At 71.0% G+C, this 11,640-nt stretch carries 8 protein-coding genes; all 8 read right to left on the bottom strand.

The window, feature by feature from the left end:
• Nucleotides 1-111: 111 nt before the first annotated feature.
• The gene (locus ACFWYW_RS50640) at nt 112-1,761 is read right to left on the bottom strand and encodes an alkaline phosphatase D family protein (RefSeq protein WP_379622468.1); all 1,650 of its coding nucleotides are present in this window, start codon (nt 1,759-1,761) and stop codon (nt 112-114) included.
• Nucleotides 1,762-2,106: 345 nt separating this feature from the next.
• Nucleotides 2,107-2,772, bottom strand: a complete 666-nt coding sequence (locus tag ACFWYW_RS50635) for a TetR family transcriptional regulator (protein WP_379622466.1) — start codon at nt 2,770-2,772, stop codon at nt 2,107-2,109.
• Between the two features lie 50 nt (nt 2,773-2,822).
• Entirely contained in the window at nt 2,823-4,577 is a 1,755-nt protein-coding gene (locus tag ACFWYW_RS50630; RefSeq protein ID WP_379622464.1) for a PP2C family protein-serine/threonine phosphatase, read from the bottom strand.
• A gap of 56 nt (nt 4,578-4,633) precedes the next feature.
• A complete protein-coding gene (locus tag ACFWYW_RS50625; protein ID WP_379622462.1) occupies nt 4,634-6,418 on the bottom strand; it encodes a flavin-containing monooxygenase in 1,785 nt (594 codons plus the stop codon).
• Nucleotides 6,419-6,458: 40 nt separating this feature from the next.
• Entirely contained in the window at nt 6,459-6,938 is a 480-nt protein-coding gene (locus ACFWYW_RS50620) for a hypothetical protein (RefSeq protein ID WP_379622460.1), read from the bottom strand.
• Nucleotides 6,939-6,960: 22 nt separating this feature from the next.
• Nucleotides 6,961-8,211, bottom strand: coding sequence for an arginine deiminase (locus ACFWYW_RS50615; protein WP_379622458.1), 1,251 nt, complete (start codon nt 8,209-8,211; stop codon nt 6,961-6,963).
• 13 nt (nt 8,212-8,224) lie between these two features.
• Nucleotides 8,225-9,622 (bottom strand): basic amino acid/polyamine antiporter, encoded by a 1,398-nt coding sequence (locus tag ACFWYW_RS50610; protein WP_379622456.1) that lies wholly within the window; start codon nt 9,620-9,622, stop codon nt 8,225-8,227.
• A gap of 87 nt (nt 9,623-9,709) precedes the next feature.
• Entirely contained in the window at nt 9,710-11,380 is a 1,671-nt protein-coding gene (locus tag ACFWYW_RS50605) for a serine/threonine-protein kinase (RefSeq protein WP_379622454.1), read from the bottom strand.
• Nucleotides 11,381-11,640 lie beyond the last annotated feature (260 nt).

Raw genomic sequence — 11,640 nt, 5'->3', positions numbered from 1 at the left:
TTTCTGTTTCTTCCCTATTGTTTTTCTTTATTATGTTTTTTTTTATTTTTAAAAACCCGATGGTGCCGGGCCGCCCGGTTTTTGGGGGCTTGGGACCGGGGCGGCCGACGGCTAGGGGCGCTCGGTCTCCAGGCGGACCGTCTCCTCGATGGTCGTCTCGCCCAGCGCCTTGAGCGCCGGGTCGACCGGGCGCAGGTAGGTCTGCTTCACGCCCGGGACGCGGTCCTCGATGACGAACGTGGCCTTGGTGTGGACGCCCGAGCCCGGCGCCTGCACCTTCGGCACCACCCGGAAGTCGGCGGTCATGAGGTCGCGCTCGATCGTGGTCAGCACGTAGCCGCGCTGGTTGTTGTAGAACTTCAGGTGCGGGTTGATCTTCAGGAACGGCTGCGTCTGCGGGTCGGAGTCCTTGCCGTCGCCGCCGGTGCTGATGGAGGTGGCCACCAGCTCCGAGCCGACCGACGGGCCCGTCGGGTCGTCGTAGTCGAGCTTCAGGTCGCTGGCCCAGTGCGCGTGCACGTCGCCGGTGAGCACGACGGGGTTGCGGACGCGGGCGTCGAGCCAGCCCTGGGTGATGCGGTTGCGCGAGGCGACGTAGCCGTCCCAGGCGTCCTGCGAGGTGATCTTCTGGGGTCCGGCGTTGTTGTCGCGCTGGGCGAAGAAGACCTGCTGGCCGAGGATGTCCCACTGGGCGCGGGAGTGGCGGAAGCCGTCCAGCAGCCAGGCCTCCTGCTCGCTGCCCGTGATCGAGCGGGCCGGGTCGATCGCCGCCGGGCAGTCGCGGTAGCCGTCGCCGCAGCCCTGGTCGTCGCGGTACTGCCGGGTGTCGAGCATGTGGAAGGTGGCCAGGCGGCCCCAGCGCACGCGCCGGTAGAGCTGCATGTCGATGCCGCGCGGAACCGAGGAACGGCGCAGCGGCATGTTCTCGTAGTAGGCGCGGAAGGCGGCCTCGCGGCGCTGACGGAAGTTCGGCTGCGGGATCTCGGGCTTCTCCGGGATCTCGTCGGCCCAGTTGTTGTCCAGTTCGTGGTCGTCCCACACCACCAGCCAGGGGGCCGCGGCGTGGGCGGCCTGCAGATCGGCGTCGGCCTTGTACTGGGCGTGGCGCTGGCGGTAGTTGGCCAGCGTCTCGGTCTCCGGGCCGTCGTGGTGGCGGACGTTCCCGCCGGGGATGACGTAGGTGTTCTTGGTGTACTCGTACTGGTAGTCGCCCAGGTGCAGGACGAGGTCGGGGTTCTCCTCGGCCAGGCGGCGGTAGCTGGTGAAGTAGCCGTGCTCGTACTGGGCGCAGGAGACGAAGGCCATCGACAGGGCGCCGCCGTACTGGAAGGGGTGGGGGGCGGTGCGGGCGCGGCCGAGCGGGGAGACGTGGCGGCCGGTCTTGAAGCGGTACCAGTACTCGCGGCCGGGGGCCAGTCCGGCGACCTCGACGTGCACGCTGTGGCCCCACTCGGGGACCGCGCGGGTGACGCCCGCGCGGACGGTGCGCCTGGCGCGCTCGTCGGCGTATATCTGCCACTGGACGGTGACCGGGCGCGCGGGCATGCCGCCCATGCCGTCCTCGGCCATGGGGTTGAGCGCGAGCCTGGTCCAGATGACGAAGCCGTGGTGGTCGGGGTCGCCGCTGGCGACGCCGAGGGTGAAGGGGTTGGCGGCCGGTTCCCTGCCGCGGGTGGCGGCCTCGGCCCCGGCAGGCAGCCCTGCGGCGGCTCCCGCGGCCAGGCCGGTGACAAGGAAGTGGCGGCGGTTGAGGTTGCGCACGGGGGTGGCTCCCTGTCGATCAAGGGTGAGGGACGCCCGTAGCCTGACTGAGGCTCATGACTCACGGGTGAACGCCACCTAACACGAAAAAGACGACATCCAGCTGGATGTCGTCCCTTTCGGCATATCTTGCTGCGCTGAGCATGGTTTTGCGCTAAAGAGGATCTTCCCTAGCGTTATCTGGGCACTCGGGGTGCTTTCCCCCGATCGGGAGGTCGCGCTCCGCGGATTCCGGCGGAGCCCGCGGCGATCGGCGCCGCCGCCATCGCGGTCAGCACCGCCGGCGGGAGCACGTTCAGCGGTTCGGCGGGCAGCTTCGGGATGTGGAGACCTGCACGCTGCCGATCAGGACCGAGAGCGGCCCGCGCCGTTGGGCCCGAGGAAGCCGTGGACCTCCCCGGTCTCGTCGAGGCGCGCCTGCAGCGCGGCGCCCTCCTCCGGGGTGAGCCAGGAGTGGGAGTAGAGGTCGAGCAGCACCCGGGCGAGCAGTTCGTCCCCGGCGGGGCTGAAGACCCGCACGCCGAGCCGCCGGGAGATGTGCTCCTGCAGCACGGAGACGGCCAGCGCCATCGCGGTGCCGACGGTGGCGCGCGCCCTGACCGGGACCGTGGGCGGGTCGGGGCGGCTCTTGTCGGCCTCGGCCAGCCATTGCTCGCTGAGCTCGGCGATCGCGTCGAAGACCTCGGCGGCCGAGCCCTCCGCCAGCGCGCGGGACATGTAGCGCTGGTAGGGGCCGAAGACGGCGCTCGCGACGGCGACGTAGTTGTGCCCGGCGTCGGCGCGGACCTCGTCGTTGAGTGTGCGGATCGCCTTGACCAGGTACGCGTCGCAGGCCTCGCGCAGGCCCTGTTTGGAGCCGAAGTGGTGGCGCACGAGCCCGGAGGAGACGCCCGCGCCGTCGGCGATCCCCCGGATGGTGGCCCGCTCGAAGCCGTGCTCGCCGAACTGGCGCATCGCGGCGTCCCTGATGCGGGCGCGCGCGGTGAGGTCTTCCGGGTCGGGTGCGGTCATGCAGCTGACTATACGCGTGTGTATTTTACTACACAAATGTGTAGCAGCGTTCAGCGGATGCGCAGCGCCAGCAGGCAGACGTCGTCGTGGGTGTCCAGGCCGATGCGGTCCAGGGCGCAGCCGATGGCCGCCTCGGGATCGTCGAGCGGGCAGTCGTCGGCCGCCTCCAGCAGGGACTTCAGGCCGGCGTCGAGATCCTGGTCGCGGCGCTCGATGACGCCGTCGGTGTAGAGGAACAGCATGTCGCCGGGGTGGAGCTGCGTGGTGGTCAGCTCGTAGGCGACCGACTCCAGGGCGCCGAGCATCAGGCCCGGCGGCGGCGCCAGCAGCGCCGCGACCCCGTCGCGCACCAGCAGCGGCGGCGGGTGGCCCGCGCTGGTCCAGGTCAGGAGCCTGCTGCCGGGGTCGAAGTGGCCGATGACGGCGGTGCCCGTCGCGGCCACGGTCTCGCTGTTGTGGTAGATGAGATCGTTCAGCCAGGTGGCCAGCTGGGCGGCGTCGGCCTTGGTGTAGGCGAGCCCGGCCAGGCCGAAGCGCATCTGCGCCATCAGGCCGACGGCGGCCAGGCCGTGGCCCATCGCGTCGCCGATGGCCACCAGGACCCGTCCGTCGGGCAGGCTTCTGGCCTTGAACCAGTCGCCGCCGAGCCGGCCGACGTCCTCCGCGGGCAGGTAGCGTACGGCGATCCGGACGCCGGGCACGTCCAGGACGCCGCTGTGGCCGGGCTGGATGGCGTCCTGGAGGCGGTGGGCGACGCGCTGCTCCTCCTCGGCCCGGCGGCGCTGCCTGATCGCCTGCGCGTGGGCCGCCGACAGGGCGCGTTCGCGGCGGCGGCCGCGGGTGATGTCCTGGACGAGCATCCTGACCAGCACCGGGGTGCCGCTGTCGTCGAGGACGGGCTCGCTGACCGTACGCACCTGCCGTACGCCGTGGCGCTGCCTGATCCTGAACTCGCTGTCGGCCGCCTCGCCGTGTTCGAGCAGGGTGGACATGAGCTCGTCCACCAGCGGCACGTCCGCCTCGACGACGGCGCCGGGCAGCTCCTCCAGCGGTATCGGGCCGTCGGCGGGGTCGCGGCCGAAGATCCCGTACATCTGGGCGGTCCAGTAGGTGCGGCCGGTGGTGAGCGTCCACTCGGCCCAGCCGAGCTCGGCCTCGCGCTGGGCGCGGTCCCACCGGCTGATCAGCCGCTCGTCCTCGTCGAGCGCGCGCCAGCTCGCCAGGACGCCCTCGTGCAGCGGCACGGCCCGCACGGTCAGCGACGCCGGCCAGAGCTTGTGCTCGCGCGCCTCGACGTACTCCACCGGGTCGAGCTTGAGCGGCCGGCCTTCGGCGAGCACCCGGAAGTACGCCTCCAGCAGCCCGGACTTCACCACCCCGGGGCAGGCCTGGACGAGGCGCTCGCCGACGAGTTCACCGGCGCCGCGGCCGGTCACGTCGCGGGCCTGCTCGTTCGCCGCGGCGATCACGAAGTCGACCGGCCGGTCGCCGTCGTCGACGACCGGCACCAGGTAGGCGGCCGAGACGTGCACGGCCTGCAACACCGCCAGCACCCACCCGGGCACCGGCGGCAGCGTGGCCGGGCGCGGCGCGGGCTCGATGGTGGCGGCCAGGTCCGGGAGCTCCACGCCGGAAGCGTCGGCGAGCCGGCTGAGGTGGCGCGCCGCCTCCTCGGGGCGGATGTTCTGGCGCGCGGCGGTGCGGCTGACGGCCTCGTCGAGGACGGCTTCGCGGCGCATGCGGGCACGCAGGGCGCCCAGCCGGTCCCTGATCCGGGCCGTGACGTCGTCGCTCTCCCGGCTCACAGGGGTTGAGCTGCCCCGAGGCAGGCAAAGGCACCGGCATGGGGGTAAAGATCAAGCTAGGTGAAGTCGAGGCCGGCGAAGTCGCCTGACGTGCGCCATTGCTCCAGATAGGCGAAATAGGCGGTGGCCCCGAGCGGATAGCCGAGGCTCAGCCAGCCCTTCCCGCCCGGGTCCTGACCTTCGTTGTTGTAGTAGCCGGGCGTGCAGTCGGCGCCGCCCAGCAGGGTGCCGGGACCGGACATGAGCAGCTCCAGCCACGCGTCCTCGGCCCGCTTGCTCGCCTCCACCCGGACGTGGCCGCGGTCGAGGGCGTGCCTGACGATCATCGCGATCGTCCGGCCCGACTCGGTCAGGTTGTGCGGAATGTTCGAGATGAGGTTGGCGCCCTGGGTCGGCTGGACGATGAAGACGTTCGGGAAGCCGTGCACATGGGTGCCGTGCAGCGTGCGCATCCCCTCCTCCCAGTACGCCGACAGCCTGACCCCGCCCCGCCCGGTCACGTCGTATCCGGCGCGCCGCGTGTAGTCGGTGCCCACCTCGAAGCCGGAGGCGTAGATCACGCAGTCCACCCCGTACTCCCGGCCCGCGACCACCACGCCCGTCTCCGTGACGCGCTCGACGCCCTTGCCGTCGGTGTCGACCAGGTGGACGCCCGGCAGATTGAACGCCTGCAGGTACTGGTCGTGGAAGCACGGCCGCTTGCACAGCTGCCGGTACCAGGCCTTGAGCCGGTCGGCGGTCCGCGGATCGCGCACGACGGCGTCGACGCGGGCGCGGATCTCCTCCATCTTCTCGAAGTCGGAGTCCTCGAACGCCTCCAGCATCCGCTCGATCGTCCGGGCGTCCTGCGGCAGGGCGGCGATCCGGTCGCGCACGCGGCGGGCGATGTCGGTCCAGCCGTCCATCACCAGGTCCTCCTCGGCGCCGCCGCCGGCCTGGTTGGCGGTGAAGTTCTCCAGCCAGCGCCGCTGCCAGCCGGGCGTGGCGATCCGCGCGAACCACTCGGGGTCGGTCGGCCGGTTGTCACGCACGTCCACCGAGGACGGCGTGCGCTGGAACACGTACAGCTCGGCGCAGGCCCGCGCCAGGTGCGGCACGCACTGCACCGCCGTCGCGCCGGTGCCGATGACCGCCACCCGCTTGCCGGCCAGCCGGTCCATGGGCGCGCCCGCCGGGTCGCCGCCGGTGTAGTCGTAGTCCCAGCGGCTGGTGTGGAAGGAGTGCCCGCCGAAGGTGTCGATCCCGGGGATGCCGGGCAGCTTGGGCACGTGCAGCGGCCCGACGCCCATGGCCACGAACCGCGCGGTGAACCGGTCGCCCCGGTCGGTGGTGACGGTCCACAGCGCGCGCTCGTCGTCCCATTCCATGCCGGTGACCTCGGTGTGGAAGAGCGCGTTGTCGTAGAGGCCGTAGTGCTTGCCGATGCGCCGGCAGTGCTCCAGGATCTCGGGCGCGTGGGCGTACTTCTCCGTCGGCATGTGGCCGAGCTCTTCGAGCAGCGGCATGTAGACGAAGGAGGCGGTGTCGCACTGGGCTCCGGGGTACCGGTTCCAGTACCAGGTGCCGCCGAAGTCGCCGCCCTTCTCCACGATCCTGACGTCGGCCACCCCGGCCTCCTTCAGCCGCGCCCCGGTGACCAGCCCGGCGAACCCGCCGCCGACGAACGCCACGGTGACGTGGTCGTTCTTCGGCTCCCGCGGGGCTCTGGGGGTGTACGGGTCGTCGGCGTAGGAGGCGAACCGGCCGGTCAGGCGCAGGTACTGGTCGTTGCCGTCGGGGCGGAGGCGCTTGTCGCGTTCCTGGCGGTATCGGGCGCGGAGGGCGTGCTTGTCGACGGTCATGGAACCAGAATGACATTCTGGAATCTTGTTCTTCAATGGCTCACGACGGCGACGGCCGGCCCGCCCGTACGGGCACCCGGATGGTGACCGTCCCCGCCGTGGGGAAGCGGAAGGTCACGGGGATCGTGGTGTTGCCGAGCTGCCGGTTCGTGCCCACCAGTTCCAGGTACGGCCGGCCGTCCCCTTTCTGCAGGGACAGCTCCCCCTTCGGCGGGACGACCACCCGCATGCGCTCCATGGGCGCGCCCGAGCCCGCGCGGTAGACGACCTTCTTCGCCTCCACGGTGCTCACCGCGTCCAAGACCTGCTCGACGGCCGCGTCGTTGAACAGCGTCAGGTAGAGCGGCAGCGTGCCGCCGGGCTTCTGCTCGTCCATGGGCGGCGCCTCGATGTTGACGTGCACGAGCCGGACCGGGCCGACCTGGCCGTCGGTCTGGTTGGTACGCCACCAGTCGGGCTGGTTGCCCGAGGAGCAGGCGGTGGCCAGCAGCAAGGTGGCGCAGATCAGGACGATTCTCATGGCTTTCCTCCCGGGGGGAGGTTCAGACGGCGTCGCGTTCGATCGGGCAGGTCATGCAGTGGGCGCCGCCGCGGCCCTTGCCGAGTTCGAAGCCCTCGATCTCGATGACGTCGACCCCGTGCTCGCGCAGCTTGCGGTTGGTGAACTGGTTCTTGTGGTAGCCGACCACGACCCCGGGCGCGAGGGCGAAGAAGTTGTTGCCGGAGTCCCACTGCTCGCGGGCCTGCTGGTAGTCGTCGCCGCCGGTCGGGATCACCTCCAGCCGGCCGATCCCGAGCGACTCCTCCAGGGCGCCGACGAAGGAGGCGTCGCGGCGCACGTCCAGCGTGGCCGGCTTGTCGCCGGGGCGCAGCGAGTACGTGGTGGCGGTCTCCAGGAACGGCGGATAGGCGGTGGCCTTGTCGGCGTCCAGGAAGGTGAAGACGGTGTCGAGGTGCATGTAGGAGCGGCGTTTGGGGATGTTGACCGCGATCACCCGCTCGGCGGCGCCCGCGGCGAAGAGCGACAGCGCGATGTGCTCGACGGTGCGGGCGGTGGTGCGCTCGGACAGGCCGATGGCGACGGTCTTGTTGCCGATGGGCATCATGTCGCCGCCCTCCATGGCGGCGGTGCCGTAGTCCTCCTCGTGGAAGCGGTCGTCCTCGCCCGCGTCGGGGTACCAGAAGGCGAAGCGCTCCTCGGTGAACATCGGGTGGTAGTGGTAGATGGTCGACTGGTTCATGGTCTCCAGGAGGCGGGCGTGGTAGTACATCGGGTTCAGCGAGACGCCTCCGTACAGCCAGGCCGAGGGGTCGCGCTGGTACAACGAGTTCGGCAGCGGCGGCAGGATGAACTCCCCCGGCCGCGCAGCGGCGGCCACCAGTGACTTCTCGTCCAGGGCGGCGGTGCCGTACTCCTGCTTGGTGAGGCCGCCGATGAGATGGGTGGCCAGCTTCTCGCCGCTCCACCCGGCCAGCGTCTCGCGGATGGTGTCGACCAGGGCGGGGCCGACGGTCAGGTGGGTGACGGCCTGGTCGATGGCGTGCTGCTTGGCGTCGAAGCGCGACTCCAGCGCCTCGGCCAGCAACCGCTGGTGGTCGAAGACCTCGATGCCGCGCCCGCGCATCATCGCCACGAAGGCGTCGTGCTCGCGCTGTGCCTGCTCGACCCAGAGGATGTCGTCGAACAGCAGCCGGTCGTTGTTGGCAGGGGTGAGGCGTCTCATGCTCAGCTCCGGCCGGTGCACGATGACCTTGCGCAGCATCCCGACCTCGGAATGCACACCCAGCGTCATGGCTTCCTCCTTCTCAGATGGTGATCCAGCCCGCGGCCAGGCCGACGACGCCGACGACCGCCCCGGCGGCGACCAGGACGAACAGGATCAGCTCCGGCGGCGTGAACGCGCGCCGGCCCCGCTCGCGCCTGGTCATGACGAACAGGATCGTGCCGGGGGCGTAGATGATGCACGACAGCAGCAGGAACTCCAGCCCCGCGGCGAAGATCAGGAAGGCGGTGTAGACGACGGCCAGCGCCGCCACGGTCACCTGCCCGGCGGTGCCGCGCAGTTTGAGCGCGTAGCCCGCGGCGAGCAGGTACGGCACCAGCGAGAGCGAACTGCACAGCTTCAGCGTGAACGTGAACGCGTCATCCGACCACAGGGTGACGGCCAGCACCGCGGTGATCAGGATGCCGGTCATGACCAGCGCTGCCACCGGGGCGCCCTGCCGGTTCTCCCGCCGCAGGAAGCGCGGCATGTCGTCGTCCCTGGCCGCCACGAACAGCACCTCGGCGGCCATCAGCGTCCAGGCCAGGTACGCGCCGAGCACCGAGACGATCAGGCCGGCGCTGATGAACACCGAGCCCCAGGGGCCCACGACCGACTCCATCACCCCGGCCACGGACGGCTGGCGGATCTGGGCCAGCTCGCCTTGGGGCAGCACGCCGTACGAGAAGATCGACACCGCGGCGAACAGCGCGAGCACGCTGACGAAGCCCAGCACCGTGGCACGGCCGACGTCCTCGCGGCGGCGCGCGTAGCGGGAGTAGACGCTGGCGCCCTCGACGCCGAGGAAGACGAAGACGGTCACCAGCATCGTCGCCTTGACCTGGTCGAACAGGCTGCCCGTCGTGCCGAGGAAGTTCGCGGAGAAGGTGGCCGACTTGAGGGCGATGGCGACGATCACGATGAACAGCACGATCGGCACGAGCTTGGCGACGGTGACGATCCGGTTGATCGCCGCCGCCTCGCGCACCCCGCGCACGATCATGAAGTGGAACGCCCACACGCCCGCCGCGCTGATGACCACGGCCAGGATCGTGTCGCCCTCGCCGAAACCGGGGATGGTCGCGCCCAGCGTGGACTTGATCAGCACCCAGTAGGTGACGTTGCCCACGCAGGCGCTGGCCCAGTAGCCGAACGCCGACAGGAATCCCGGGAACTCGCCGAACCCGGCCTTGGCGTAGGCGTACACGCCGGCGTTCAGGTCAGGCTTGCGTACGGCCAGCGTCTGGAAGACGAAGGCCAGCATGAGCATGCCGGCCCCGGCCACCGCCCACGCGATCAGCGCCCCGAGCACCCCGGTGGCCTGCGCGAAGTTGCGCGGCAGCGAGAAGACCCCGGCGCCGACCATCGACCCGACCACCATCGCGGTCAGCGTCGGCAGCGACAGCTTCCGGGCCGCCGCCTGTGCCTCCCCGGCCGTCATCGCCCACCCCCGTCCACCTGGGTGGTCATTCCTCCACATCAGTCGACGTAGTCCGACAAATCCCTGTCTTTGCCCAAAGCTTGCCGGTCAGCGGGTGATCTTGAGCGTGAGGTAGTCGTACTCGCCCTCACCCGCCCGCTTGAACGCCTTGTCGCCGTTCAGGTCGATGAAGGCGGCCAGGTACAGCGTCCCGGCGAAGCCGGCCAGCGGCGTGTCCGCCCCGTCGCGGAAGATCTTGGAGACGAACACCTTGTCCTGGGTGGGCGACTGCGCGGCGACCCGGTTGCCGGCCAGGTAGTTGTGGCCGTCGTTGTCGTTCAGGTACAGCGTGCCCGAGCCGTACTCGTAGTCGGCGACGCCGGTTCCGGGGCGGAAGCACGGGTGGCTGTCGACCTTGGCCCCGTCCTCGATGGAGAAGACCGACTTGCCGGTCCACGCGCAGACCTGCAGCGCCCGCCCTTCGGCGAGCTTCGGGAAGCGCAGCTCGAACGGCGCCGCCTTGAGCTGGGCCACGGTCACCGGGGAGTCGAGGTCGTCGAGCGACAGGGCCACCGGCTTGTCGTCCTGCCAGACCTCCAGGCCCAGCCGGGGCGAACGGGACACGTCGCCGACGCGCGTACCGGTGTCCTGGCTCGTACTGGGGCTCGTACTGGGGCTCGGGCTCGCGACCGGGGTGGTGGTCGTGGTCACCCTGGTGCCCGTGGTGTCCGGCCTGGTGGCGACGTAGACCGCCGTCGCCGACCCCAGCACGAGTACCGCCGCCACCGCCGCGCCCACCGTCACCCTGGCCGTCCTGCTGCCCGGCCGGGTCTGGCCGGGCGGCCGCGGCGGCAGCGACGGCGGCCCGTGCACCGGCCTCGGCGGCGGCGAGGACCCGAACCCCGGCCTGGGCGGGGGCGGGCCGCCCGCGATCGGCTGGGCGCGGGGCGGCGGGGGCGGGAGCGTCCCCCTCGGCGCCTGCTCCATCAGCCCGAGCAGCACCTGCCTGGCCGACGGCCGCCGCGCGGGGTCCTTCTCCAGGCACGCGGCCACGAACCCGCGCAGCCGCCCGTCCATCCGCCCCAGGTCGGGCTGGGCGTTGAGGATCCGGTTGATGACCAGGGGCAGCGTCTCGTCACCGAACGGCGGGCGGCCGTTGGCCGCGTACGCCATCGTGCACGCCCACGCGAACATGTCCATCGGCGGCCCGGCCGGATGCCCGGACAACTGCTCGGGCGCCATGTACGCCGGGGTGCCGACGGCGGAGCTGACGGTGGCGGCGGTGGCGTCCATGGGCCGGGCGATGCCGAAGTCGATGACGCGCGGGCCGTCTGCGGCCAGCAGCACGTTCGCCGGTTTGAAGTCGCGGTGCACGACGCCCGCGGCGTGGATGGCGCCGAGCGCGGTGGCGGTCGCGACGGCCAGCCGGTCGAGCTCGGCCCCCGCCATGACGCCGCGCCCGCGGATCACCTCCTGCAGGGAGGGCCCGTCGATGTACTCGCTGATCACGTACGGCGGATCCGCGTCGGGGTCGGCCGCCAGCACGCGCGCCGTGCAGAAGGAGGCGACCCGCCGCAGGGCGTTCAGCTCGCGGTGCAGGTAGCGCCTGGCCTCGCCGTCCTCGGTGAGGCGGGCGTGCAGCACCTTGACCGCTGCCAGTGAGCCGTCCGCGGCGGCGCCGAGGTATACGGTGCCCTGGCCGCCCTCGCCCAGCCTGCCGCGCAGCGCGTACCCGTGTACTTCTCGAGGATCGGACGAGCGAAGCGGACGTACCTGCATCAAGCACCCTCAGGATCTCGGTGGCCGCACCACCCCCGACGATACTGGCTCAATCTGTACGGCCTTGTCCTGATAACTCAGGACGACTTCCCCCGCAGCCGGAGCCTCGCCGATCGTCGGACCGACGAAGGGAGCGCAACGTGCCGGCAACTGCCCGTACACGACGGTGGACCGCGGTGATCGCCGCGGCACTGGCACTGGATCTGGCGCGGGGCCTTGAGCCAGTTCGCGCGCCAGAGCTCGTAGGCACGGCGCGGCCC

The organism is Nonomuraea sp. NPDC059023 (assembly GCF_042740095.1).
Taxonomy (GTDB): Bacteria; Actinomycetota; Actinomycetes; order Streptosporangiales; family Streptosporangiaceae; genus Nonomuraea.
Note: the sequence above shows the minus strand (reverse complement) of the source record. Positions and strands in the feature narration are given on the sequence as shown.